Origin of the sequence: Sphingobium sp. Leaf26 (assembly GCF_001421665.1) — a bacterium.
GTDB lineage: Bacteria > Pseudomonadota > Alphaproteobacteria > Sphingomonadales > Sphingomonadaceae > Sphingobium.
The window spans coordinates 171,836-196,252 of sequence record NZ_LMKV01000001.1; the positions used below are offsets into that span (position 1 = coordinate 171,836).

Consider the following 24,417-nt stretch of genomic DNA (forward strand, 5'->3'; position numbering starts at 1 on the left):
GCTGCATCATCGCCCGTTTCTTCGGCGCCGACACAGCCCCAGCAATCTCCACCACAATCCAGGGAGAAGCGATCTTCTTCGACATTCAGCGAACGTCGACAAGTCGCGCATCTCCCGGTTGCGTTCACCACCACTTCTCCGGCCGCGCCGTGAAGCCCGCCCGTTCCTCGATCGCAAGGCTCGCATTCAGCACGGTCTGTTCGTCCAGCGCCTTGCCGATGATCTGAAGGCCGATCGGCAAACCAGCAGAATCCAGCCCACCCGGCACCGCCATCGCCGGCAACCCGGCCAGCGACGCCGGCACGGTGAAGACATCGTTCAGATACATGGCCAGCGGATCGGCCTGCTTTTCGCCCAGCGCGAACGACGCGCTCGGCGCGGTCGGCGTCAGCAGCAGGTCGCACTTTTCGAAAGCCTGTTCAAAATCGCGCGCGATCAGCGCCCGGACCTTCTGCGCCTGCGTATAATAGGCGTCGTAGAAGCCCGCCGACAGAACATAGGTGCCGATCATGATGCGGCGCTTGACCTCCGGCCCGAAACCGGCGGCGCGGGTCGCGGCGTACATGTCCTGCAACCCCGCCCCATCGGGCAGGTCGCGCTGGCCATAGCGCACGCCGTCATAGCGGGCGAGATTGGAAGACGCTTCGGCAGGCGCGATGATATAATAGGTCGGCAGCGCGTACTTCGTATGCGGCAGCGACACTTCGACCACTTCCGCGCCCGCATCCTTCAGCCAGGCGATACCGCGATCCCACATGGCGGAGATTTCCGCGTTCAGGCCATCGGGGCGATATTCCTTGGGAATACCGACCGTCTTGCCACGCAGGTCGCTCGACAATCCGGCTTCCCACTGCGGCACGGCCAGATCGAGGCTGGTCGAATCCTTGGGATCGAAGCCCGACATGACCTCCAGCAGGATCGCATTGTCGCGCACCGTGCGCGCCATCGGCCCGGCCTGATCCAGCGAGGATGCGAACGCGACGATGCCCCAGCGCGAACAGCGGCCATAGGTAGGCTTGATGCCCGAAATGCCGGTGAAGGCAGCCGGCTGGCGGATAGACCCGCCGGTGTCCGTGCCGGTCGCCGCCGGGCACAGCCGCGCGGAAATCGCGGACGAGGAACCACCCGAAGACCCACCCGGCGCCAGTGCGGCATTGTCGCCGCCCCCACGCCGCCAAGGCGATATCACATTGCCAAAATAGCTCGTCTCGTTGGACGATCCCATGGCGAACTGGTCCAGGTTCAGCTTGCCCAGCATTCCCGCGCCGGCCGCCCACAATTTGCCCGACACGGTCGATTCATAGGTCGGCACGAAGCCTTCCAGCATATGCGACGCGGCGGTCGTCTGCGTGCCTTCCGTGCAGAACAGATCCTTCATGCCGATCGGCACGCCGGCAAGCGCGCCCAGCGTTTCACCGGCCGCCTTCGCCTTGTCGGCCGCATCGGCGGCTTCCAGCGCCTTGTCCGGCGTTTCCACGATGAAGGCGTTCAGCGCCCTGGCAGCGGCGACATTGGCGTTGAAGCCCTCGGCCACTTCGCGCGCCGAAAAATCGCCCGCGCGGAAGCCGTCGCGGATTTCGGCTACAGTCAGATCAGTCAGATCAGTCAAAATCTTTTTCCCGTTCGGGCCGAGCCTGTCGAAGCTCTGCCCTTCTTGAAAAGAAAAACGGCCCTTCGACAAGCTCAGGGCGAACGGTCTTTACAGGGCAAAGCCCTATTCGATGACTTTCGGCACCGCGAAGAAGCCATGTTCGGCCTGTGGCGCATTGGCCAGCACCTTGTCGCGCACATCGCCATCAGTGATGACGTCGTCGCGCAGGCGTTGATGGTTGGGGATGACGGCCGTCATCGGCTGCACGCCGGTCACGTCCACCTCGCCAAGTTGCTCCACCCAGCCAAGGATGTTGTTGATTTCGGGCACCATGGCCTCCGCTTCTGCATCCGTCACCGAAATGCGCGAAAGGCTGGCGATCTTTTTCACGGTCTGAAGGTCTATCGACATGGGCCAAGCCGCTAGCACCCGCACCTGCCCGCTTCAAGACGCTTTCGCGCCCCTTGCACAGGCCCGCCCCATGCGCCAGACATGACACACGATATTCGGAGAGCATGGGTGGCCCGCAAATTCCTCTATATCATCGCGACGCTGGTAGTGCTGATGATCGCGGCGTTCGCCATTTATGCGATCTGGGGGATGCAGCTCATCCGCCTGGTGATGGTGCCGCGCGAGGCCTTTACCCAACTCCAGCCGCTGCCCGCCGACGCTTATGACAAAGACGATATGTGGCTGGCCCGGCCCGACATCGTGAAGGACAATGCGGCACTCTGGACCCCGGCCGGGGTGACGACGCCCAAGGTTACGCAGAAGGCCGCGATCTTCTTCATCCACCCGACCAGCTATATCACCACCTTCGGCGACGCCCACTGGAATGCGCGGATCGGCGACAAGGAAACGGACGCCACCGCGCGCCGTTTCGTCATGGGGCAGGCCAGCGCCTTCAATGCCGCCGGCACCGTCTGGGCACCACGCTATCGCCAGGCCAATTATGGCGCCTTCCTGACCGAAAAGCCGGCCGGCGACCAGGCGCTGGCCGCCGCCTATCGCGACGTGGCGCAGGCCTTCGCCGCTTTCCTGAAAGCCAACCCCACCGGCCCGCTGATCCTGGCCGGCCATAGCCAGGGGTCACGCCACCTGCTGCAATTGCTGCGCGAACAGGTCGCCGGCAAGCCCGTCGCCGACCGCGTCGTTGCCGCCTATGTCGTGGGCTGGCCGGTGTCGGTGGAGGCGGACCTGCCCGCCCTTGGCCTCCCCGCCTGCGCGCGGCAGGACCAGTCCCACTGCATCGTCAGTTGGCAAAGCTATGCCGAACCGGCCGATCCGTCCGCCGTGGTCGAAAGTTTCGAACGCAAGACCGGCTATACCGGCAATCCCCGCAAGGGCACCCATATGCTCTGCACCAATCCCATCACCGGCGCCTTCAACGGCAAGGCCCCGGCCAGCGCCAACCTGGGCACGCTCGATGCGCGCGAACAGGGCCAGCCGCCCAAGCTGGTCACCGGCGTCGTGCCCGCCCGCTGCGACACCAGCGGCGTTCTGATGATCGGGGAGCCGGTCGACATGGGGCCGTTCACCCTGCCCGGCAACAATTACCATGTCTACGACTACAGCCTGTTCTGGGGGAATGTGCGGCAGGACGCGCAGAAACGACTGGCAGCGTTCCTAAACAAGTGACTTGAGCATCAATAAGTGACAGGGGAACATATGACTTCCGTGCCCCTGAAACTGGTGACCACCGATCGCGTCGCCTTTCGCCAAACCCTGCCGCAGGGCGGCCGTCTGATCGGCATGGATGTCGGCACGAAGACGATCGGCCTTGCGCTCTGCGACGCCCACTGGACGATCGCCAGCCCGGCCTACACGGTCACGCGCGGCAAGTTCAGCAAGGACAAGCCGGCGCTGGCCGCCTTCATCGAACAGCAGCAGGTCAAGGGCATCGTCATCGGCCTGCCCCTGAACCTCGACGGCAGCAGCAGCCCGCGCAGCCAGGCCAGCCGCGCCTTCGCCCAGAATATCGCCGATCTCGGCTGCCCCGTCCTCCTCTGGGACGAACGCTGGTCGACCCAGGCCGTCACCCGCACACTGCTGGAAGCGGACGCCAGCCGCGCCCGCCGCGACGAACTGGTCGACAAACTCGCCGCCAGCTACATCTTGCAGGGCGCGATCGACGGGCTGGTCGCGGGGCTGGAGTAACCCTCCTTTACCCCTTATCCGTCACACCAGCACAGGCTCGGTCCCAAGCCCATAAGCGCCACAGCCTGACCCGTTGGAGACATTGTGTCATGAAGCCCCGCCATCTTCTCATCCTCGCCGCAACAGCCCTGCTGCCCGCCGCCGCCCATGCCGGCTTCTACAGCGGCGACGAACTCTATGCGGTCTGCACCGCCGACAAGGAGGGCAAGGACTATTTCGAGAGAAGCTACGAATGCCTTGGCTATATCAGCGGCGCGGTCGATGCATTCAACACGACGCGGGAAGCCAACAAGCTCAAAAGCTGCATCCCCGGCGGAGTGACGATCAACGAACTGCGCACCGCCACGGTCACTTATTTGAGCAGGAACCCGATCGACCGCAAGAAAGCCGCCTCCTCCCAGGTCTTCGCCGCCACCCGCAAGGCCTGGCCGTGCGAGACGCCGAAGAAAGCGCCGGTGAAGAAGAAAGCAACGCGCAAGAAGCGGTGAGGTGGGGCTTTGGGTGGAAAGCGGACAGCCTGCTTCGGAGCGGCGGAGGGCGAAAGCAGACGCGACAGCTATGCAAACTCATCTCGCTTTTGCTCGGGTCTCAGTCGGCCGACCTTCCGAGCGGCGGCATGCCACAGGCGAGTTTCAAAGTTCCGAAGCTGAGTGCCCGCTGACGGGTCTCCAGCCTTTGCGGCCCGCCCAAGCCAACGCCGGTATCCCGTCATATCATTCCGATTAAAGCAACTCATGGCCGCGTTGTTCGCGGCGCGGGCATCTCCTTTCCGATGGGCACGACGGTAAAGTCCCGCCGCGCTAAAAGGGTCGGCTGGAGTGCCAAAGCTTTTGGCGCTGTTATCAGTCGAGAACCAATCCGCTAACTCGATCATCGCACCTGTATGGCCGCGCAGCGCGAGGTGCCACATGATAGGCATCCACAATCCGAAATGTCGCTCGTATCGGATTGCCAGCCCCTTCAGGTAGAGCCGATCAGCAGGTGTCTCATCCGCGAGATATTCCATTAGTCGATCTTCGCACACCAACTGTATGTCCGCTAGTGGGCAACCTGTGCGGCGGCGTTGATGGCCAACAATGGTCGACGCCAGCCAGCTCCGCCCTGTCCTACTCCCCGCCGCCGTGCTAAAATCCGCCCGGCTCTTTCCATCGTCCGACCCGACCGCTTTCCGATAGGATCAGTACGGCGTAACAAAATGTCCGAATCTACGGGAAATGTGCGAAGTTAAGCGCGCTCCCCCTCGAACGCCGCGATGATCGGGCATGGCCCTTCCTCGCTGGCATGGCATTGCCGCGCCAGCCGCTCCAGCGCAGCGCGCGCCGCCTGCAACTCGGCAATCTTCAGGTCCAGCGCCGCGATCCGCTCCGCCGCCAGTTCGCGCGCCCGCGCCCGGTCCTGACCCGAGTCCAGCCGCAGCAATTCGCCGATCTGCTCCAGCGTGAAGCCCGCCGCCTGCGCCGACCGGATGAAGGCCAGCCGCCGCGCGTCCGCCTCGCCATAGCGGCGAATGCCCGCGCCGCGCTCCGGCGTGTCGAGCAGGCCGCGCCGCTGATAATAGCGCACCGTTTCCACCCCGACGCCGCCGGCCTGCGCCAGCGCGGAAATCGTCATGCTCATCCCTTGACTCCGGACCATGGTACGGACCCTATATGGGCGGCATCCGATCAACCGGCAAGGATGCACCGATGACCAGCCACAACCCCGCAACCGGCCCCAAAGGCGCCATCCTCCACCGCATGGTGATGCCCGGCCACACCTGCCCCTATGGCGTCAAGGCGCGCTGGCTGCTGAAACGCCATGGCTATGCGGTGGACGATCATTGGCTGACGACCCGCGCCGAAACCGACGCCTTCAAGGCGCAGCATGACGTCAAGACGACGCCGCAAATCTTCATCGACGGGCAGCGGATCGGCGGCCATGACGATCTGCGCCGCTTTCTGGGGCTGAAGGTCAAGGACCCCAAGGCGACCAGCTATATCCCGGTCCTCGCCGTCTTCCTCGTCGCCGCGCTGCTGGCGCTGGGCGTCAACTGGCTGACCTTCCTGCCGCTCATTTCCTTCACGGCTCTGGAGCGGTTCGTGGCGATCGCGATGATGCTGCTCGCCATGCTGAAGTTGCAGGATGTGGATCGGTTCGCAACCATGTTCCTGAACTATGACCTGCTCGCCCGCCGCGTGCCGCCCTATGGCCTGGCCTATCCCTTTCTGGAACTCGGCGCGGGCCTTTTGATGCTGACGCGGGCGCTCGACTGGCTCTCCATCCCGGTCGCGCTGTTCATCGGCGGCATCGGGGCCGTGTCGGTGTTCAAGGCCGTCTATATCGAAAAGCGCGAACTCAAATGCGCCTGCGTCGGCGGCAACAGCAATGTGCCGCTGGGCTTCGTGTCGCTTACCGAAAATGTCATGATGGTCGCGATGGCGCTTTGGATGCTGGCGGGGGCCGGGCATTGATCCGCCCTCCGCTCTTTCTGAACGGAATTTGCTAGTTCCCATCCCGCCCATAGACATCGGGCAGGAACTGCACCCCCGTCGCGGTCGGCACTGCGGTCAGATAGGTCAGGTAAACCGGCACCGGCTGGGGCAGCGGCTCATGCTGTTCCGGCGCGTCGCTGTCGGCGGTAGGCGTCTTGCCGAAGAACCAGCGCCCCAGCCGCTGCGCATCCTCCAGCCGGACGCAGCCATTGCTGTAATGGCGGTCCTCCTTGGCGAACAGGTCGCGCTGCGGCGTGTCGTGCAGGTAGATGCCAAGGTCGTTGGGAAACATGAACTTGATCCGCCCCATCGCGTTGCCGCCGCCCGGCAATTGCCGCACCCGCACTTCGCTTTGCCCATTGGCGACCGCCTGCCAGTCGATCGCGCTCTGCGCCAGCGGCGTGGCATTGGTGCTCCAGTCGGTCAGCGCCTCGTATCGCATGCCCTTGAGCGAACCGCCCGCCAATATCTTCGGCGCGACCTTCCGCTCGACCAGATCGGTCGGAATGTTCCAATAGGGGTTCAGCGTGGCATAGCGGATCATTCCGGCCATCAGCGGCGTCGGCGATTCCTTGGCGCCGGCGACGACCTTCATCGTCCCGTCCATCGCACCTTTGCTGTAATAATAGAGCCGGGCCGACGCCGCATCCACCACCACATGCCGCGTCCATGGTCCGGGCAACAGCCGTGCCCGCTCCAGATTGAGCGCCAGCAGCCGGTCATAGCGTTCCGGCCCTTCGTTCAGCGCGTCTATCGTCATCGCGCCGGCCACGCCGTCGGGCTTCAGCCCATGATCCGTCTGGAATGCCTTGACCTTCGCCACCAGCGCCTTGTCATAGGCGACCCCGTCGCTCAGCCCCGTGCGATGGCGCAACAGCGCAATCTCCGGCGCCTTTCCGCCGGGGCGCAGTTTCACATCCGGCGGAATCTGCACCGCCGGCAAGCCGCCCCATTTATCAAGATAGCCCGCCCGCGCGGCGCGGAGCCGCATATAGAGCGGGCTCATCCATCCAGCGGACTGGATATAGTCGGTGAGCGACGGCGCGAGCGAGGCGGCGCGCACGATATCGGCCGGGCCGGGCGGCCTGGTATCCAGTTCCGCGTCCAGATAGCGGATCTTCACGCCTCGGGCCGGGCGGCGCATGTCAGCGACCAGATCGGCAAAGGCGCGGGACAGGGCAAGGTCGGCGCGGGCCAGCGCCTTGGGCGTGCCCTCGCGATCCGCCGCCTCGACCAGTTTCTGCAAATCGCGCGGATCATAATTGCGCGGGTTCAATCCATCCGCGTCACTCTGGTCGATCAGGGCCAGCAGCGCGTCCGCCTGCGGCCCGATCCGATCCTTTTCGACCCACAGCGGCCAGTAGCCGCGCGGGGCATAGAAATCCTTGTACTTGCCAGTCACGTCCGCACGAATTTCAGCGGCGACGCTCGACCTGGCGGCATCGACGGCGGTTTTGCCCTGCGCCAGCGCAACGGGCGAAGGCAGGACCGTCGCGACCAGCAGGCCGGCGACCAGAACGGGAATTAGCGATGGGGCGCGACTTATTCGCCGCGCCCGAAAAGCTGCGTGGATCAGCCGCGTTCTCCTCGACGCGACGGCGCCGGCGGCGGAGGTGGCGGCGGGCACGGCGGACCCTGGACCGCATGATAGATGCCATCGGCGGTGTAATAGCCATCGACATAGCCGTCGCCGTCGCGATCGGCCGCCACGGTCCCGGCGATGGCGCCGGGGCCGACGGGCGGCGCGGACGTCACCGGCGCGTCATTCTTGGAACAAGCGCTCAGCGCGAGCAGCCCGCCAGCGGCCAAAGCCAGATATTTGCTGTGCATAATCACTCCCTGGACGCTGGCGCGACTTGGCCGCCCTGCGCCATTAGACCTCTCGCCGCGACTCATGCGACCAGAGGCCAACGCCCCAGAAAGGGATTAAATCCATTACCCGATCGAAATGAAGGCGAACCGTTCGATTTTGTCGCCGGCTTGTTATTCCACGACCCAATCGGCCGAGGCAATGCCCTGCGCATAGAGCAGCACCGACAGGTCGCCATGCACGATCTCCGCCGCCGCCGCCTCGCGCGTCTTGGGCTTGGCGTGATAGGCGACGCCCAGTCCCGCCCCCTGGATCATCGGAATGTCGTTGGCGCCGTCGCCCACGGCCAGCGTCAGCGTCCGGTCGATTCCGTCCGCGATCGCCGCTTCCAGTTCGGTCCGCTTGCGCGCGGCATCCACGATCGGCGTGGTCACGGTACCCAGCAGCGCGCCGTCGGCAATCTCCAGCACATTGGCGACATGCACGTCGAAGCCGATCTCATCGGCCACCGGCCCGGTGAAGCGCGTGAAGCCGCCCGACACCAGCAAGGTCCGCGCGCCCCGCGCCTTCATCGTGCGGACCAGCGCCTTCGCCCCGCCCATGATGACGACACGCTCGGTGCGGCACTGGTCGATCGCGCTGTCGGGCAGGCCCTTCAGCAGTGCGACCCGGCCATGCAGCGCGCCCTCGAAATCCAGTTCGCCGCGCATCGCCCGCTCGGTGATCTCCGCAATCTGCGGCTTGATCCCGGCATAGTCGGCCAGTTCGTCAATGCACTCGACGGTGATCATGGTGGAGTCCATGTCCGCGATCAGCAGCTTTTTCTCGCGGCCTGCGACCGGCTGGACGATCGCGTCCACCTTGTCGCCTATGCCAGCCAGCGCCACGCGGGCCGCGACAGGATCGGCCGCGAAGACTATGTCGGCGGCCTTGCCCTCGTCCAGCCACAGGACATCACCCGGTTGGCAGCCTGCATCACGCAGCCGATCGACCGCCAGCGCAATATCCCCCTGCCCGATCGAGCCACTTGCCACTAAGGTCGCGACGAACATGTCAAACTCCGAACCAGAAACCCCAAGAACGGGCCACGAATCCCGCCCACGGGTCGCGCTTATTGCCGGGCCGACCGCCAGCGGCAAGAGCGCGCTCGCCATTGCCCTTGCCAAAGCGACCGGCGGCATCGTCATCAATGCCGACGCCAGTCAGGTCTACACCGACCTGGAGATCCTGTCCGCCCGCCCTTCGGCAGAGGAAATGGGCGACGTTCCCCACCGCCTGTTCGGCCATATCGACGGGGCGGAAGCCTGCACCGCGCCGCGCTGGGCGGCGGAGGCGAAGGCGGAGATCGCCGCCGCCCATAGCGCGGGACAACGCCCCGTGCTGGTCGGCGGCACCGGCCTTTATATCCGCACCCTGCTGGACGGCATCGCCCCCGTGCCGGAAATCGACCCCGATATCCGGGCCACCGTCCGCGCCCTGCCGGTGGCGCAGGCGCACGAAGCGCTGACCAACGAAGACCCCGAAGCCGCCGCCCGCCTTGCGCCGGCCGACACCACCCGCGTCGCCCGCGCGCTGGAGGTGGTGCGATCGACCGGACGGCCGCTGAAAATTTGGCAACAGCATAAGGAAGGCGGCATCGCCGACCGGATCACCCTCGCCCCGATAATCCTGCGCCCGCCGCGCGACTGGCTGATCGAGCGGTGCGACCGCCGTTTCGCCCAGATGATCGAGGCTGGCGCGATCGAGGAAGTCGCCCGATTGCTGACCCGCAACCTCAACCCGGACCTGCCGGTGATGCGAGCCATCGGCGTACCGGACATCGCCGCCTATCTGCGCGGAGACAGCGAGTTGGACAGCAGTATCGCGGCCGGGTGCCTGGCCACCCGCCAATATGCCAAGCGTCAATATACCTGGTTCACGAACCAGCCTCCGCCCGGCTGGCCGCGTGAAGATCGAGCAATTAATGACAAGATCATTGATGAATTGGCAACTAAATTACAACATTAGCGCTTGACCTGTCATTTTCTGTCCACTAGAGGCAGGCGCCTTGCCATTGAAGGCATGGGGGCCCAAAGCACGCCCGTATCGTCGAATTTGCATCAAATGGAGGAGTATCATCGTGGCCGAAAAGAGCGGCGCGGACATATTGGTTCAATGCCTGGTCGATCTGGGCGTCGAAGTCGTGTTCGGCTATCCGGGCGGCGCGGTGCTTCCCATTTATGATGCGCTCTATAATCACCCCACGATCAAGCATGTGCTGGTCCGCCACGAGCAGGGCGCGACCCACATGGCGGAGGGCTATGCCCGCTCCACCGGCAAGCCCGGTGTCGTTCTGGTCACATCCGGTCCCGGCGCGACCAATGCCGTCACCGGCATCACCGATGCGCTGATGGATTCCATCCCGATGGTCGTCATCACGGGTCAGGTGCCCACGCAACTGATCGGCACCGACGCTTTCCAGGAAGCGGACACGATCGGCATCACGCGCCACTGTTCCAAGCATAATTATCTGGTGAAGACCCCCGGCAAGCTGGCCGAGGTGATTCATGAGGCGTTCCATATCGCCACCACCGGCCGCCCCGGCCCGGTCGTCGTGGATATCCCCAAGAACGTCCAGATCGCGACCGCGCCCTATGCCAGGCCGGAACTGAAGGTCCATGCCAGCTACCGTCCGCAGACGAAGGCGGACGCAGCGGGAATCGAATCGGCGGTCGAAATGCTGGCGGCAGCGGAACGCCCTGTCTTCTATACCGGCGGCGGCGTCATCAATAGCGGCCCGCAGGCGAGCGCCCTGCTGCGCGAACTGGTGGCCCTGACCGGCGCGCCCGTCACCTCGACCCTGATGGGCCTGGGCGCTTATCCCGCATCAGGGGACGCATGGCTGGGCATGCTGGGCATGCACGGCACCTATGAAGCCAATTGGGCGATGAACCAGGCGGACCTCATCCTGTGCGTCGGCGCCCGCTTCGATGATCGCGTGACCGGTCGCCTCGACGCTTTCGCGCCCAACAGCCGCAAGATCCACATCGATATCGACCGCAGCTCGATCAACAAGATCGTGGACGTGGACGTCGCCATCGTCGCCGATGTCGGCAGCGCGCTGGACGACATCATCGCCCTGTGGAAGCAGCGCAACCATCAAAAGGCCGACCTGACCGAATGGTGGTCGCGGATCGCCGGCTGGCGCGCGCGCAAGAGCCTGGACTATGCCGAAAGCGGCACGGAGATCATGCCCCAGCGCGCGATCGCCGACCTGTATTCGGCGACGAAGGCGACCGGCAAGGATGTCATCATCACCACCGAAGTCGGCCAGCACCAGATGTGGGCGGCCCAGCATTTCGGGTTCGATGCGCCCAACAAGTGGCTGACCTCGGGGGGCCTGGGCACCATGGGCTATGGCTTCCCGGCCGCGATCGGCGCGCAGATGGGCAATCCCGACAGCATCGCCATCTGCATCGCCGGTGACGCCTCGGTCCAGATGAACATCCAGGAACTGGGCACCGCGACCCAATATCGCCTGCCGGTCAAGCTGTTCATCCTCAACAATGAATATATGGGCATGGTCCGCCAGTGGCAGGAACTGACCTATGAAAGCCGCTATTCCAACAGCTATTCGGACAGCCTGCCCGACTTCGTGAAGCTGGGCGAAGCCTATGGCTGGACCGGCATCCGCATCGAAGAGCCGAAGGATCTGGAGGCCGGCATCCGCCGGATGCTGGAAACCGACGGCCCCGTGATCGTGGATTGCCGCGTGGCCAGGATGTCGAATTGCTTCCCGATGATCCCGTCGGGCGCGGCGCACACCGAAATGCTGCTCGACCCCAGCCAGGTGGAGGGCGTCATGTCCGACGAGGCAAAGGCACTGGTGTGACTCAGCATCTGAAGCTCCGCATTCATGTTACGGAGCCATGGGATTTTGAACGGAGCGCGGGGACGGCCGAGATCGCCGGCTGGACCATCGACCATGCCGACCCGGACAATGAGGAATGGGAAGTGCATCTGGACGAGGGGTTCGACTTTAACGGGCGGCATATCGGCACCCTGCTGGTCAGCCCTCGTTATGTCGGCGAACAACTCAGCCGCATGTTCGATGCCGTGGCGGGTTTCCCCGTCCGCCTCGCCCATCGCCAGGATGGCGGCTGGCACTTCGCCTTCGCCGCCATGATTTCGCAGCGCCACGACAGGGCCGATGAAGACGGCCATGACGGGCACGAAGATACGGATAACGGGACGACCATCTGATGCACATCCAGGAAGAACTCAGCCAGCGGCACGTCCTGTCGCTGACCGTTTCGAACGAGGCGGGCATATTGGCGCGCATCGCGGGCCTGTTCACCGCGCGCGGCTATAATATCGACAGCCTGACCGTGGCGGACATCACGCAGGACCATGGCGTCAGCCGCATCACCATCGTCACCAACGGCCCGCCCAAGGTGATCGACCAGATCATCGCCCAGCTCGACCGGCTGGTGCCGGTGCACAAGGTCACTGACCTGACCGAAGCCGGGCCGTTCGTGGAGCGCGAACTGGCGCTGGTGAAGGTCGCCGGCGTGGGCGAGGACCGGATCGAGGCGCTGCGCCTGGCCGATGTGTTCCGCGCCAAGGTGGTCGACACCACGATCGAAAGCTTCATCTTCGAAATCACCGGCACGACCGACAAGATCGACAATTTCGTCGGCCTGATGCGCCAGATCGGCCTGGTCGAGGTCGGCCGCACCGGCGTCGTCGGCCTGATCCGGGGTAAAGAGGCGAATTAACGAAAATATCCTCGCCCCTTCAGGGGAGAGGAAGCGAGACTTGGCAGCTTGCTGCCTAGTCGCAGCTGGAGAGAGGGCCAGCACGGCGATGCCCCCTCTCCAACTTCATCTAGGCACGGCTTCGCCGAGCCAAGATTTCGTATCCTCTCCCCTGAAGGGGCGAGGAAATGGCACGGTTTGAGGGAAACATCCATGAAGGTTTATTACGATCACGACGCGGACATCGGCCTGATCAAGGGCAAGAAGGTCGCTATCCTGGGTTACGGTTCGCAGGGTCACGCCCATGCACAGAACCTGCGCGACAGCGGCGTCGCCGAAGTGTGCATCGCGCTGCGCGACGGTTCGCCGTCCGCGAAGAAGGCGCAAGGCGCAGGCTTCAAGGTTCTGCCCAACGCCGAAGCCGCCGCATGGGCCGACGTGTTCATGATCCTGGCCCCCGACGAGCATCAGGCCGCCATCTATGCCACCGACGTGCACACCAACCTGCGCGCCGGCGCGGCACTCGCCTTCGCCCATGGCCTGAACGTCCATTTCGGCCTGATCGAACCGCGCGCCGACGTCGACGTCATCATGATCGCGCCCAAAGGCCCCGGCCATACCGTGCGCAGCGAATATCAGCGCGGCGGCGGCGTCCCCTGCCTGATCGCCGTCCATCAGGATGCGACCGGCAACGCCCATGACATCGCCCTGTCCTATGCTTCGGGCGTCGGCGGCGGTCGCAGCGGCATCATCGAAACCAACTTCCGCGAGGAATGCGAAACCGACCTGTTCGGCGAGCAGGCTGTCCTCTGCGGCGGCGCGACCGCGCTGGTGCAGGCCGGTTTCGAAACGCTGGTCGAAGCCGGTTACGCACCGGAAATGGCCTATTTCGAATGCCTCCACGAACTCAAGCTGATCGTCGACCTGATGTATGAAGGCGGCATCGCCAACATGCGCTATTCGATCTCGAACACCGCCGAATATGGCGATATCAAGACCGGCCCGCGCATCATCACCGAAGAAACCAAGAAGGAAATGAAGCGCGTTCTGGCCGACATCCAGTCGGGCCGCTTCGTCAAGGACTTCGTGCTCGACAACCGCGCCGGCCAGCCGGAACTCAAGGCCAGCCGCATCGCCGCCCAGCGTCACCCGATCGAGGAAACCGGCGCGAAGCTGCGCGCCATGATGCCCTGGATCGGTGCCAACGCACTGGTGGACAAGGAAAAGAACTGACGGCCACGGATCGGCCGTCACCCCGGCGAAGGCCGGGGTCCAGGGCGGCCGATGCCGGGCCTTCTATCAGGCCGGAAACGGAACGAAGCGTTTCTGCTTATGGCTCTGGAACTTGGCGGGGGCGCAGCATATTCTTGCTGCGCCCCTTGACCGTTTTCGGAGTCTTTTTTCATGCGTAAATTTCTGATCCCCGCCGCCGCCCTGATCGCTATTGCCGGCGGCAGCGTCGTGATTGCCCAGGGTGCCGCCACCCCCGGCACCAAGGATGTCGCCAAGGTCACCGGCGGCACCTATGCCGTCGAATCCACCCACACCCAGATCGTCTTCGCCTATGACCATATGGGCTTTTCCAACAATATGGGCGTGATCGCCATGCCGACCGGCACGCTGACGCTGGACAAGGCGAACCCCGCCGCGTCGAAGGTGTCGATCGAAGTACCGATCGCCAACCTGACCACCGGCATCCCGGCGCTGAACGAGCATCTGGCCAAGGCCGAGTTCTTCGACGCTGCCAAGTTCCCGACCGCGACCTTCGTGTCGACCAGCGTGAAGCCCGAAGGCGCGACCGGCGCGACCATCAGCGGCAACCTGACCATCAAGGGCATCACCAAGCCGGTCACGTTGGACACCGAATTTTACGGTGCCGGTGCCAACCCGATGAACAAGAAGGAAAATATCGGCTTCGTAGCGACCGGCACGATCAAGCGCAGCGATTTCGGCATGGGCATGGCGGTGCCGGTCGTCGGTGACGCCGTGGAGTTGAAGATCATCGCCGCGTTTCAGAAATAACGGTCGGAAGTAAGCGCCATGCGCACGCCGGCCCGGCTCGCCCTGCTTTTCGGCATGGTCGCGCTCGTGCCGGCGACTGCTGCGCCGCCCGTCGTTCCGCCGCTCGCGCCACCGGTGCGGGCGGCGTTCTACGCTCCGGGCCATTATGCGGTCGATAGCGATGCGACCAGGGTGCATTTCCATGTAAAGGCGCTGGTCGGCGGCTATGAAGGCGACGTCCTTGCTCCTCAGGGCAGTGTCGTCATCGACCCGGCCCGCCCCGATCGCGCCACCGTCGACATCAGCTTCCCGGTCGAGAAACTGACCACTGGGGACGCCTCGACCGACGCCATGCTGAAGGGCGACAGCTTTTTCGACATGGGCCAATATCCCACCATCCGCTTTACCGCGCAGGATGCGCCGCTGGTGAACGGCGACGCCCCCACACCGGTGGCAGGCGAACTCACCATGCACGGGCAGACCCGTCCCGCCACCCTCTCCGTCCGGCTGGTCGGCACCACGCCGGACGAGGCGCCGGGCCTGTCGGTGCTGCATTTTACGGGCACGATGACGGTCGAGCGCAGCCAATATGGCATGGGCTTTGGCCGGCCGTTCGTGTCCGACCATGTCGACCTGACCATCGACGCAATATTCCGTCGCGGGTGATCGCCGCCGCGAAAGAAACATCTTTACCCCTGCCACCGAAAAAGGGTAAGGGGCGGCATCATGCAGAGCGTCTCGCTTCTTACCCTGCTACGACTTACACGCCCTTAGGCGTGGCTTTTGTGCTGCCTTCCGGCTAAGGGCAGCGTCGATCCGCCTAAGGGTATCCAGAACAGTCAAGTCGTACACCGGAAGCGCTGTCATGCGCTCCGTGTCAGGAAGTAGTTTGATCCCATGATGCTGACCGATCCCGCACAAAAATATCGCGCTTTCCCGCAAGTGGACCTGCCCGGCCGCCAATGGCCGTCGAACGTCATCACCAAGGCGCCGCGCTGGCTGTCCACCGACATGCGCGATGGCAACCAGTCGCTGATCGACCCCATGAACGCCGAAAAGAAGCGCCGCTTCTTCGACCTGCTGCTCAAGGTCGGCGTGAAGGAGATCGAGGTCGGTTTCCCCGCCGCCGGCGCGACCGAGTTCGACTTCATTTCCGGTCTGGTCCGCGATGGCGCGATCCCCGACGACGTCATGCCGCAGGTGCTGACGCAGGCGCGCGAAGACCTGATCGCCACGACCTTTGAATCGCTGCGCGGCGCGAAACAGGCGATCGTCCATGTCTATAACGCGATCTCGCCGGCCTGGCGGAACATCGTGTTCCAGATGGAACGGCCCCAGATCCGCGACATCGCGATCCATGCCGCCAAGCTGCTGCGCGACAATGCCGCCCGGATGCCCGACACCGACTGGCATTTCGAATATTCGCCCGAAACCTTCTCCACCGCCGAACTGGATTTCAGCCTGGAGTGCTGCGAAGCGGTGATGGAGATTTTGCAGCCGACGCCCGATCGCCCGCTGATCCTGAACCTGCCCGCGACGGTCGAGTGCGCTACGCCGAACATCTATGCCGACCAGATCGAATGGATCTGCCGCAATATCTCGCGCCGCGACAGTGTCGTCATCTCGCTGCACACCCATAATGACCGGGGCACTGGCGTCGCCGCCGCCGAACTGGGCATCATGGCCGGCGCCGACCGCGTCGAAGGCTGCTTGTTCGGTAATGGCGAGCGCACCGGCAATTGCGATCTGGTGACCGTCGCGCTCAATATGTACACGCAGGGCATCGACCCTGAACTGGACTTCAGCGACATCGACGAAGTCATCCAGACCGTCGAATATTGTAACCAGTTGCCCGTCCACCCGCGCCATCCCTATGCCGGCGAACTGGTGTTCACCGCCTTTTCCGGCAGCCATCAGGACGCGATCAAGAAGGGCTTTGCCGCGCAGGAAGCGCGCAACGACCTGTTCTGGAACGTCCCCTATCTGCCGATCGACCCCAAGGATCTGGGCCGCGATTATGAAGCGGTGATCCGCGTCAATTCGCAGTCGGGCAAGGGCGGCGTCGCCTGGGTGCTGCAACAGGACAAGGGCTATAAGCTGCCCAAGAAGATGCAGGCGGACTTTTCGAAGGTGGTGCAGGGTCTGGCCGACCAGTCGAGCCGCGAACTCAACGCTGCCGACATCGGCGAAGCGTTCGAGGCGCATTATTGCCTGACCGGCGAACAGCCCTATGCGCTGATCGACTATCATGAGAGCGGCGTGGCCGGCGACCGTATCTTCACCGGCAAGATCGCGCATGAAGGCGGCGAACGCTCCATTTCCGGGCGCGGCAACGGCCTGCTCTCTTCGGTGCTGGCCGCGCTGCGCGACGAACTGGGCATCAGCCTGGAAATCGCGGACTATAGCGAACATGCGATCGGCGCGGGCAGTGACGTCAACGCCGCCGCCTATGTCGAATGCCGCACGCCCGACGGCCGCACGCTGTTCGGCGTCGGCACCGACAGTGACGTGGCGACCGCCTCGGTCAAGGCCGTACTGTCCGCCGCCAACGGCATCGCTGTGCGGGGGTAATCAACTGTTCCCCGGCGCAGGCCGGGGTCCAGATCAGATTGTGGAACTGGACCCCGGCCTGCGCCGGGGAACAGCCTCCTCCTTACCGCGCCAAAGCGCGCACAACCCGGTCCCACTGTTCCAGCGATTCCGGGATGCCGGCCACCGGCACCCGCTCATTCAATCCATGGGCAAAGCCGTCCTCGGCCTTCATGAACAGGCTGGACACGCCGTAACTCGGCACCCCCAAAGCGCGGAAATAGAGGCTGTCGGTGGCCCCCGCCGACATGCCCGGCATCACCGCAATGTCCTTCGACCGCGCCAGCACCGCGCCGCGCACCGCCCGCATCACATCCCCGCGCAGAGGAGAGGCATCGCTCGCCAGCGGATCGCCCAGCGTCTTCACCGTGGCGCTGCTATCACCGACCACCTTCACCAGTTGCGCCTTCACATCATCGATCTTGACGCCGGGGAAAATGCGGCAATTGACGCTGACCTTCGCGCTTTGCGGCAGAGCGTTCAGCGCATGGCCCGCCTGCGCCATGGTCGCGACGCAGGTGGTGCGCACCTGCCCGATGAACTCCGGCCGGGTGGACAGCAATTCCGCCGCCGCCGCATCGCCGCTCTGGGCATAGCGCTTCATCGCCTGCCCCACTTCGCCACCGATCCGGTCGGCCGACAGCGCCAGCGACGCCTTGGTCAGTTCGTTGCGCATCGGCGGAAACTTGTACGCCGCGATCGCGTCGATCGCTTTCGCCATGCGATAGATGGGATTGCCGGGCGTCGGCGCGCTCGAATGACCGCCCGCATCGGTGAAGGCGAATTCGAAATCGGCATAGCTCTTCTCGCCCGCCTGCAACTGGTACAGGACCGGCTTGCCCTCATCATTCAGCAACCCGCCACCGCCATCGCCGTTCAGCAGCAATTCCAGCCCCTTATATTGCTGCGACAATGGTCGTCACCATGTCGGTTTCTTCGTCGCCCGACAGGATCAGGATGACGGTCCGACGCGGTTTCCAGCCTTCCTTCTTCCACTGCGCCATGGTCGCGACCATCATCGCGACATCATATTTATTATCTTCCGACCCGCGCCCGAAAATATAGCCATTTTCCTCGACGGGCACGAAGGGATCGCGGGTCCAGTCCGCCCGGTCCGCCGCCACCACATCCATATGGCCGATCAGGCCCAGCGGCTTCAGCTTCGGGTCGCTGCCCCTGATCGTCGCGGCGAAGGTCGCCGTCTCGCCCATTGGCGTGATGACGATATCCGCGTCGGCAAAGCCCGCCGCCTTGAGCACGGAGGCATAATAGGCCGCCAGTTTGGGTACCTGCCCTTCGCCCTGCACGGTCTTGATCGCGACCGATCGCATCAGGATATCCTTGGCCGCACCAGCATCGGCCGCCGCCTGCGCGCCCTGCGGCAGGGCCAGCAGCGCCGCCCCCAGAAATACGCCCCGCATATCCATATATCTGCACTCCCTGATGGACCGATGCTGCATCTGTGGCATAGCGGATCGGCCGGGCCAATGCGTTTGACCGGCTGCATGGAAAGAGGGCCACCTCATCCCTGTTTTACATCAGTCAAGAATTGCTTGCGCGCAATCGGCCTGCCAGCGCCCATATAGGCCGCCGGTCGCCCCGAAGGAAAAGTCATGGCCCTCCATTATCGCAGTTTCGGATTTCAGGTTTTGGCCGGCATGGCCGTGGGGCTGCTGCTGGGCCTTGTCGCCCGGCAGATCGGCGCAGGGCCGGACGGCGACCTCAACGGACTGGCGACCGCGCTCAAGACGGTCGGCTCGATCTTCGTGTCGTTGCTCAAGGCGATCGTACCTCCGCTGGTCTTCGCCGCCATCGTCGCGTCGATCGCCAATCTGCGCGCGCTCGACAATGCGGCGCGCCTTGCCGGCCAGACCCTGCTCTGGTTCGCCATCACCGCCCTGATCGCGGTCGCCATCGGCATTGCCATCGGTGTCATCGTCCAGCCGGGCGCTGGCCTGCATGGCGCGGCGCTGGCCATGGGCAAGAGCGACAGCATGGGCGGCTGGCTCGATTTCCTCAAAGGCCTGGTTCCCGGCAACAGCCTGGCCCTGTCGGCCGGCACCAAGATCACCGACGGCGCAGCCAGCACCAGCATCAGCTTCAACATCCTGCAATTGCTGGTCATTTCGATCGCAGTGGGCCTCGCCACGCTCAAGGTCGGTGAGAAGGCCGAGCCTTTCCTCGGCTTCGTCCGCTCGCTGCTGGCCGTGGTACGCGCGCTGCTCGGCTGGGTCATCCGCCTGACGCCGATCGGCTCGGCCGCGCTGATCGGCACCGCCATCGCCACCTATGGCTGGAGCGCGCTGGCCCAGCTCGGGACGTTTACCGCCGCCATCTATCTCGGCCTCGCGCTGGTCCTGCTGGTCGTCTACCCGACCTTGCTGATCGCCAATGGGCTGAAACCCGGCCCCTTCTTCGCCAAGGCCTGGCCGGCGATCCAACTGGGCTTCGTCTCGCGCTCCTCGGTCGGCACCCTGCCCGTCACCGAAGCCGTGACCGAGCGGCTGGGCGTGGACAAGGGCTATGCCGCCTTCGCCATTCCCCTGGCGTCGACCACCAAGATGGACGGCTGCGCCTCCATCTATCCCGCGCTGGCGGCGATCTTCGTCGCGGGCTTCTACGGCATCCCGCTGCATTTCGTGGACTATGCGCTGATCGTCTTCGTCTCCGTCATCGGCTCCGCCGCGACCGCCGGCCTGACCGGCGCGATCGTGATGCTGACGCTGACGCTCTCGACACTGGGTCTGCCGCTGGAGGGCGTGGGGCTGTTGCTGGCGATCGACCCTATCCTCGACATGGGCCGCACGGCGGTCAACGTCGCGGGGCAGGTGCTGGTCGGCGTGATCGTCGCGGAGCGCGAGGGTATATTGGACGAAGCGGCTTATTATGGCCAAGAGGCGTTGGTAGAGGCATGAAGGCTGCTCTCGACTTGACGCTTTTCACACTTCGGAAGCGTCAAGACATCGCTCCGGCGGAGCGTCAGGTTTCCATCACGACAGGGCCGCAGCGCTCCTGGTCGATCCTGGCGCTTTTATGCCTAACGACATTGACCGGGAACGTCGTTCGTTTCTAGTGCGTTATATCCAAATTCCCGGCAAGGTGGGGTCTGCGACAGACGGTATGAAGTCATATTATCGGGAAGCGCGCAGCGCCCTGGATTTTCTGGAATATCATCAACACGAACCATCCCCCGCAAACTACGATTTTGCGCTGCGCTACGTCATGGATCCTGCATCCAGATTGGCGGCTGATGTCAATGATCTGACTTCGGACGGCCTGCGATTGACGGCGAACGCTATGACGACCCTGATGCAACGCCATGCAGCGCACGATACCGGAAAAGCGATCGATGATCGCGAGCGCGCCGTTGCACGGCATACGGAAGAACTGGGAACGTTAACGTCCGACGCCCATGATCTTACCGAGGCGCTTGGTCGCGATGTCGGCGTGATCGTAAACCAGCCGGATCACTCCTTGATCAATACGAACAATCTGGTCATGCGGCTATCGGCGGCAGAGCGCGAGCTTGCGGAATTGCGCGACGAGTTCGTCACATTGCGAAATGCCATCAACGTTCCCGTCCAGCCCCGCTCCGATAGCGGCCAGGACGAATTGACCAATGCGCTGAACCAGACGGGCGCGTGGCGCGTGCTGGAACCGCTCCTAAGGGAAGGCCATATTTATGTGCTGATCATGTTCATCATTGATGATCTTGTCAGCATCAACGCCAGATTTGGACGCGAGGTGGGCGACAATGTGCTCAACGCCTTCGCCGCGACGTTGCGACAGGAATTTCCTGAGGAAGATTTGATCCGTTGGAACGGCAATGAATTTCTTATCGTGGTGACGGATGCCTCCTCCATGGCCGCCCGTATACGGGCGGACGAAGCGCTGGCCGCCTTTGCGGCGCGTCGCTTGCGGCTCCGCGGCACCGGGGAATGGATCGGCGCCGTCACGGCTTCGGCCGGGATCGTGACAAGCAGGGGCGAAGAGCCGGAAGTCATATTGGAAATTGCGCGGTCCAGCGCATTGGCCGCAGCCGATCAGGGTGGCAACCGAACATTGGGATAGATGCAAGCAGACATCGCGGCGGCGTGCGCCTGCGCCTGAGGGGCCAATCTCCATCCCATTGTCGCCCCGAAGGCCACATTGCGAACCGGACTTCGCAAAAACCTTCCTATTGCGAAGTCATCTCTCCCCATTCCGACCCGCGCAAAAGCGAACCCTGCGACGGTGTGTACTTCGCAGCCTTCGCTAATCGCTCGCCACCCTAAAAGCCGCCAACCCCGCCCTGTCCTACTCGCCCGCCATCGGCTATAGGCCTTGCCCGACGCGGTGATATGTCCCACGGACGCCCGCACGATCAACCGCCCACACACAGCCATAAAGTCACACCCATCATGTCCCATCATCAGGTTCACATCATCGGCGGCGGCCTCGCCGGCACCGAGGCCGCATGGCAACTGGCGCAGGCGGGCATCCGCGTGCGCCTGTCCGAAATGCGCGGATCGGGGGACATGACCCCCGCGCACCAGACGGAGGGGCTGGCCGAACTGGTCTGCTCCAACAGCTTCCGCTCGGACGATGCGGACAAGAATGCCGTGGGCCTGCTGCATCAGGAAATGCGCCGGCTGGATTCGCTCATCATGGCGAGCGCCGAACCGGCCAAGGTGCCTGCCGGCTCCGCCCTCGCCGTCGATCGCCATGTCTTTTCCGACGCCGTCACCCGCGCGCTGGCCGATCATCCCAATGTGGAGATCGTGCGCGAACGGATCGACACTCTGCCCAGCGAAGGCATGACCATCGTCGCCACTGGTCCGCTGACCGCCCCCGGCCTTGCCCAGAGTATCGGCCAGGCGGCGGGCATGGAGCATCTGGCTTTCTTCGACGCGATCGCGCCCGTCATCCACCATGACAGCATCGACATGGATCAGTGCTGGATGGCCAATCGCTGGGACAAGATCGGTCCCGGCGGCGGCGAGGGGAAGGACTATATCAACTGCCCGATGGACAAGGACCAGTATCAGGCCTTCATCCAGGGGCTGCTCGACGGCGAAAAGACCGAGTTCAAGGAATGGGAGGCCAGCACCCCCTATTTCGAAGGCTGCATGCCGATCGAGGTCATGGCGTCGCGCGGGCCGGAAACGCTGCGTCACGGGCCGATGAAGCCGATGGGCCTCGACAATCCGCGTACCGGCCGCTGGCCCTATGCGGTTGTGCAGTTGCGGCAGGACAATGCGTCCGGCACGCTGTGGAACATGGTCGGTTTCCAGACGAAGCTGAAACATGGCCCGCAGATCGAGTTGTTCCGCACCATACCCGGCCTTGAAAAGGCGGAGTTTGCGCGGCTGGGCGGTCTGCATCGCAATACGTTCATCCAGTCGCCAAAACTGCTCGACCAGACGCTGCGCCTGAAAAGCGCGCCGCATATCCGCTTCGCCGGCCAGATGACGGGTTGCGAAGGCTATGTGGAAAGCGCCGCCATTGGCCTGATCGCCGGGCGTTTCGCTGCGGCCGAACTGCTGGGCCGCGACCTGACCCAGCCGCCCGCCGACACGGCGCTCGGCGCGCTGCTCGGCCATGTGACGGGCAATGTGGTGAGCGCCGACTATCAGCCGATGAACGTCAATTTCGGCCTCTTCCCGACACTGGACGATGTGAAGAAGAAACAGCGCAAGGAAGCCTATACCGCCCGCGCCCGCGCCTCCTTCGGCGTGTGGATGGGGGATATGGAAATCGCCTGACGTCCCGTTCCCCGGCGAAGGCCGGGGTCCGGCATATCAGCATTTGCACTTCGCCTTCGCCGCCCGCTTGGGCGCAGTGGCGGCGAACTCCGCAGGGGTCAGCCTGCCATCCTTGTCGGCATCCGCCGCGCCGAACCGGTCTGCGGTCGCCGCCGCCCATTCCTCGAAGGACAGCAGGTTGTCGCCATCCTTGTCCAGCGCCTTGAACGCCCTGGTGCGGCTGCCCATCATCTCGACGCGGGTGATGACGCCGTCGCGATTGCGGTCGTAACGGGCGAAGCGCTTCTGCTCGCGGCTCTGCGGGCTGGCCTCGCCCGGCATCGGCGGTGCCTCCCCCACGGCATCGGGATCGCCCTCAGGCAGGCTCTCGACTTCGGGCGGCGGCGGCGGTGCAGCCGCAAGTTGCGGCACTGGCGCCGTATCGGCCCGACCCTGCCACCAGAACAGCCCGCCTGCGACCAGCAATAGCGCCGCCATGCCGCCCGCCAGCAATCGCCCCATGCCGCCCTCCTCCGTTCGTCGCGGGGCCAGCCTATCCTGACAGTCTATCGCCCGACAAGCGCGATTCGCAGCAATCGCCATGCCAGCGACCGCGATATCCCGGTGGGCGCCCCACGTCCTTCCGCCACATCCTGCCGCGCCAGCGTGAAGGCGATGCGCAGCGGCTTCCAGGCCCGCGTCCATTGCGCGCCCTCCACCTGCGGCAACAAGGTCTGCGCCAGTTCCAGCGCCGCCATGGCCAGCGCTTCATCCCCGACATGGCCGGCCAGATCCCAAAGCGCCCAGACCTGCCCCGCTGCCGTCAGCCAGTCCGGCGCCTCCGCCACATCGGCCAAAGCCTGGAACAGGCCGCCACCGCGCCCGACCGCATAGTCGCGCAGGCCCAGCAGGTCGATGTCCGGTTCGACCACCAGCACCTCCCAGCCGTCGATCACCGCCGCCAGATTGACAACGTTCGGCCCCGGTGCACCGATCGCTCCGCTCGCCCGCATGGCATCGACCACCGGCTCACCCTGCCCCTTGACCCCGGCGGCATCGTCGATGACGTCATTCCACCAGGCCAGGCGCATCTGCCCGATCATCGCCTCGCTGGTGGTCCGCGCCACCTTCGCCAGCCGCGCGTCGAACGCCCATAGCGCACGGTGCCGGTCGACCTGCCCGCCAGCATGCGCGCTCAGCAATATCGCCAACGGCGGCAATGCGTCATCGCCCAATCTCACGCCGCGACTCCCGCATCGGCAGGCATTGCCCAAGTTATCGGTCCTTTAACCATCTTCCTCATACACATTCTAACGAGTGCGCCTGCATAGGCGGACAG

Annotated in this window: 23 protein-coding genes and 1 pseudogene; 15 read left to right on the forward strand and 9 right to left on the reverse strand. The window is 64.3% G+C overall.

Features of this window, described 5'->3' with window-relative positions:
- Positions 1–124 precede the first annotated feature (124 nt).
- Entirely contained in the window at positions 125–1,609 is a 1,485-nt protein-coding gene (gatA, locus tag ASE85_RS00825; protein ID WP_056684156.1) for an Asp-tRNA(Asn)/Glu-tRNA(Gln) amidotransferase subunit GatA, read from the reverse strand.
- A gap of 105 nt (positions 1,610–1,714) precedes the next feature.
- On the reverse strand, positions 1,715–2,002 hold the full coding sequence (gene gatC, locus ASE85_RS00830; protein WP_056682030.1) for an Asp-tRNA(Asn)/Glu-tRNA(Gln) amidotransferase subunit GatC: 288 nt from the start codon (positions 2,000–2,002) through the stop codon (positions 1,715–1,717).
- A 108-nt stretch (positions 2,003–2,110) separates the two neighbouring features.
- On the opposite strand from gatC, the gene ASE85_RS00835 reads away from it, so the two are divergent.
- From ASE85_RS00835 to ASE85_RS00845, 3 genes are all read left to right on the forward strand, one after another.
- Positions 2,111–3,229 (forward strand): DUF3089 domain-containing protein, encoded by a 1,119-nt coding sequence (locus tag ASE85_RS00835; protein WP_056682033.1) that lies wholly within the window; start codon positions 2,111–2,113, stop codon positions 3,227–3,229.
- 51 nt (positions 3,230–3,280) lie between these two features.
- Positions 3,281–3,748 (forward strand): Holliday junction resolvase RuvX, encoded by a 468-nt coding sequence (ruvX, locus tag ASE85_RS00840; RefSeq protein ID WP_200928289.1) that lies wholly within the window; start codon positions 3,281–3,283, stop codon positions 3,746–3,748.
- A gap of 89 nt (positions 3,749–3,837) precedes the next feature.
- Positions 3,838–4,236, forward strand: coding sequence for a Rap1a/Tai family immunity protein (locus ASE85_RS00845; RefSeq protein ID WP_056682039.1), 399 nt, complete (start codon positions 3,838–3,840; stop codon positions 4,234–4,236).
- Between the two features lie 736 nt (positions 4,237–4,972).
- Here the strand turns inward: ASE85_RS00845 and ASE85_RS00855 are convergent.
- Positions 4,973–5,365, reverse strand: coding sequence for a MerR family transcriptional regulator (locus ASE85_RS00855; protein WP_056682045.1), 393 nt, complete (start codon positions 5,363–5,365; stop codon positions 4,973–4,975).
- A 68-nt stretch (positions 5,366–5,433) separates the two neighbouring features.
- Here ASE85_RS00855 and ASE85_RS00860 point away from each other — a divergent pair, with 68 nt between their 5' ends.
- Complete coding sequence (locus tag ASE85_RS00860; protein ID WP_056684159.1) at positions 5,434–6,198, forward strand: MauE/DoxX family redox-associated membrane protein; 765 nt, start codon at positions 5,434–5,436, stop codon at positions 6,196–6,198.
- A 31-nt stretch (positions 6,199–6,229) separates the two neighbouring features.
- Here the strand turns inward: ASE85_RS00860 and ASE85_RS00865 are convergent, their stop codons facing one another.
- From ASE85_RS00865 to serB, 3 genes are all read right to left on the reverse strand, one after another.
- The gene (locus tag ASE85_RS00865) at positions 6,230–7,723 is read right to left on the reverse strand and encodes a L,D-transpeptidase family protein (RefSeq protein ID WP_056684162.1); all 1,494 of its coding nucleotides are present in this window, start codon (positions 7,721–7,723) and stop codon (positions 6,230–6,232) included.
- Positions 7,724–7,791: 68 nt separating this feature from the next.
- Positions 7,792–8,049 carry a hypothetical protein gene (locus ASE85_RS00870; RefSeq protein ID WP_056684165.1) on the reverse strand — a complete coding sequence of 86 codons (258 nt, stop codon included), beginning with the start codon at positions 8,047–8,049 and terminating at the stop codon, positions 7,792–7,794.
- A gap of 153 nt (positions 8,050–8,202) precedes the next feature.
- Entirely contained in the window at positions 8,203–9,081 is an 879-nt protein-coding gene (serB, locus tag ASE85_RS00875; RefSeq protein WP_056682048.1) for a phosphoserine phosphatase SerB, read from the reverse strand.
- Between serB and miaA the strand changes: the two genes are divergently transcribed.
- From miaA to leuA, 8 genes are all read left to right on the forward strand, one after another.
- Positions 9,080–10,036 (forward strand): tRNA (adenosine(37)-N6)-dimethylallyltransferase MiaA, encoded by a 957-nt coding sequence (miaA, locus tag ASE85_RS00880; RefSeq protein WP_056682051.1) that lies wholly within the window; start codon positions 9,080–9,082, stop codon positions 10,034–10,036. The two genes, serB and miaA, sit on opposite strands and share 2 nt — an antisense overlap.
- A gap of 112 nt (positions 10,037–10,148) precedes the next feature.
- Entirely contained in the window at positions 10,149–11,900 is a 1,752-nt protein-coding gene (locus ASE85_RS00885; protein ID WP_056682054.1) for an acetolactate synthase 3 large subunit, read from the forward strand.
- Positions 11,897–12,271, forward strand: a complete 375-nt coding sequence (locus tag ASE85_RS00890) for a hypothetical protein (protein ID WP_056682059.1) — start codon at positions 11,897–11,899, stop codon at positions 12,269–12,271. Before ASE85_RS00885 ends, ASE85_RS00890 begins: the two co-directional genes overlap by 4 nt.
- Entirely contained in the window at positions 12,271–12,786 is a 516-nt protein-coding gene (ilvN, locus tag ASE85_RS00895) for an acetolactate synthase small subunit (RefSeq protein ID WP_056682062.1), read from the forward strand. Before ASE85_RS00890 ends, ilvN begins: the two co-directional genes overlap by 1 nt.
- Before the next feature lie 192 nt (positions 12,787–12,978).
- Positions 12,979–13,998, forward strand: coding sequence for a ketol-acid reductoisomerase (gene ilvC, locus ASE85_RS00900; RefSeq protein WP_056682065.1), 1,020 nt, complete (start codon positions 12,979–12,981; stop codon positions 13,996–13,998).
- Between the two features lie 171 nt (positions 13,999–14,169).
- Positions 14,170–14,787 (forward strand): YceI family protein, encoded by a 618-nt coding sequence (locus ASE85_RS00905; protein ID WP_056682068.1) that lies wholly within the window; start codon positions 14,170–14,172, stop codon positions 14,785–14,787.
- Positions 14,788–14,805: 18 nt separating this feature from the next.
- Positions 14,806–15,432, forward strand: a complete 627-nt coding sequence (locus ASE85_RS00910) for a YceI family protein (protein ID WP_056682071.1) — start codon at positions 14,806–14,808, stop codon at positions 15,430–15,432.
- A gap of 231 nt (positions 15,433–15,663) precedes the next feature.
- Positions 15,664–17,337: a 2-isopropylmalate synthase gene (gene leuA, locus ASE85_RS00915; protein ID WP_056682075.1), complete on the forward strand. Its 1,674-nt coding sequence runs from the start codon at positions 15,664–15,666 to the stop codon at positions 17,335–17,337.
- An 82-nt stretch (positions 17,338–17,419) separates the two neighbouring features.
- Here the strand turns inward: leuA and ASE85_RS00920 are convergent.
- A pseudogene (locus ASE85_RS00920) lies at positions 17,420–18,782 on the reverse strand (M20/M25/M40 family metallo-hydrolase).
- A 186-nt stretch (positions 18,783–18,968) separates the two neighbouring features.
- On the opposite strand from ASE85_RS00920, the gene ASE85_RS00925 reads away from it, so the two are divergent.
- The 3 genes from ASE85_RS00925 (at position 18,969) to trmFO (ending at position 23,099) form a co-directional block, all read left to right on the forward strand.
- The gene (locus tag ASE85_RS00925; protein ID WP_056682078.1) at positions 18,969–20,270 is read left to right on the forward strand and encodes a dicarboxylate/amino acid:cation symporter; all 1,302 of its coding nucleotides are present in this window, start codon (positions 18,969–18,971) and stop codon (positions 20,268–20,270) included.
- A 118-nt stretch (positions 20,271–20,388) separates the two neighbouring features.
- Complete coding sequence (locus ASE85_RS00930) at positions 20,389–21,426, forward strand: GGDEF domain-containing protein (RefSeq protein WP_082462607.1); 1,038 nt, start codon at positions 20,389–20,391, stop codon at positions 21,424–21,426.
- A 329-nt stretch (positions 21,427–21,755) separates the two neighbouring features.
- Positions 21,756–23,099 carry a methylenetetrahydrofolate--tRNA-(uracil(54)-C(5))-methyltransferase (FADH(2)-oxidizing) TrmFO gene (gene trmFO / locus ASE85_RS00935; protein ID WP_056682084.1) on the forward strand — a complete coding sequence of 448 codons (1,344 nt, stop codon included), beginning with the start codon at positions 21,756–21,758 and terminating at the stop codon, positions 23,097–23,099.
- 36 nt (positions 23,100–23,135) lie between these two features.
- Here trmFO and ASE85_RS00940 read toward each other — a convergent pair whose 3' ends face one another.
- Together ASE85_RS00940 and ASE85_RS00945 are read right to left on the reverse strand one after the other, a co-directional pair.
- Positions 23,136–23,600, reverse strand: a complete 465-nt coding sequence (locus ASE85_RS00940; protein WP_056682087.1) for an EF-hand domain-containing protein — start codon at positions 23,598–23,600, stop codon at positions 23,136–23,138.
- A 44-nt stretch (positions 23,601–23,644) separates the two neighbouring features.
- Positions 23,645–24,313, reverse strand: coding sequence for a hypothetical protein (locus ASE85_RS00945; RefSeq protein WP_056682090.1), 669 nt, complete (start codon positions 24,311–24,313; stop codon positions 23,645–23,647).
- Between the last annotated feature and the right edge of the window lie 104 nt (positions 24,314–24,417).

Excerpts from the sequence above, each read along its gene's own strand:
- ASE85_RS00910 (WP_056682071.1), top strand. The coding sequence starts at position 14,806 with ATGCGCACGCCGGCCCGGCTCGCCCTGCTTTTCGGCATGGTCGCGCTC.
- serB (WP_056682048.1), bottom strand. The coding sequence starts at position 9,081 with ATGTTCGTCGCGACCTTAGTGGCAAGTGGCTCGATCGGGCAGGGGGAT.
- ASE85_RS00845 (WP_056682039.1), top strand. The coding sequence starts at position 3,838 with ATGAAGCCCCGCCATCTTCTCATCCTCGCCGCAACAGCCCTGCTGCCC.
- ASE85_RS00905 (WP_056682068.1), top strand. The coding sequence starts at position 14,170 with ATGCGTAAATTTCTGATCCCCGCCGCCGCCCTGATCGCTATTGCCGGC.
- ASE85_RS00870 (WP_056684165.1), bottom strand. The coding sequence starts at position 8,049 with ATGCACAGCAAATATCTGGCTTTGGCCGCTGGCGGGCTGCTCGCGCTG.
- leuA (WP_056682075.1), top strand. The coding sequence starts at position 15,664 with ATGATGCTGACCGATCCCGCACAAAAATATCGCGCTTTCCCGCAAGTG.
- ASE85_RS00860 (WP_056684159.1), top strand. The coding sequence starts at position 5,434 with ATGACCAGCCACAACCCCGCAACCGGCCCCAAAGGCGCCATCCTCCAC.
- miaA (WP_056682051.1), top strand. The coding sequence starts at position 9,080 with ATGTCAAACTCCGAACCAGAAACCCCAAGAACGGGCCACGAATCCCGC.
- ilvN (WP_056682062.1), top strand. The coding sequence starts at position 12,271 with ATGCACATCCAGGAAGAACTCAGCCAGCGGCACGTCCTGTCGCTGACC.
- ASE85_RS00930 (WP_082462607.1), top strand. The coding sequence starts at position 20,389 with ATGCCTAACGACATTGACCGGGAACGTCGTTCGTTTCTAGTGCGTTAT.
- ASE85_RS00925 (WP_056682078.1), top strand. The coding sequence starts at position 18,969 with ATGGCCCTCCATTATCGCAGTTTCGGATTTCAGGTTTTGGCCGGCATG.
- ilvC (WP_056682065.1), top strand. The coding sequence starts at position 12,979 with ATGAAGGTTTATTACGATCACGACGCGGACATCGGCCTGATCAAGGGC.
- ASE85_RS00940 (WP_056682087.1), bottom strand. The coding sequence starts at position 23,600 with ATGGGGCGATTGCTGGCGGGCGGCATGGCGGCGCTATTGCTGGTCGCA.
- gatC (WP_056682030.1), bottom strand. The coding sequence starts at position 2,002 with ATGTCGATAGACCTTCAGACCGTGAAAAAGATCGCCAGCCTTTCGCGC.
- trmFO (WP_056682084.1), top strand. The coding sequence starts at position 21,756 with ATGTCCCATCATCAGGTTCACATCATCGGCGGCGGCCTCGCCGGCACC.
- ASE85_RS00855 (WP_056682045.1), bottom strand. The coding sequence starts at position 5,365 with ATGAGCATGACGATTTCCGCGCTGGCGCAGGCCGGCGGCGTCGGGGTG.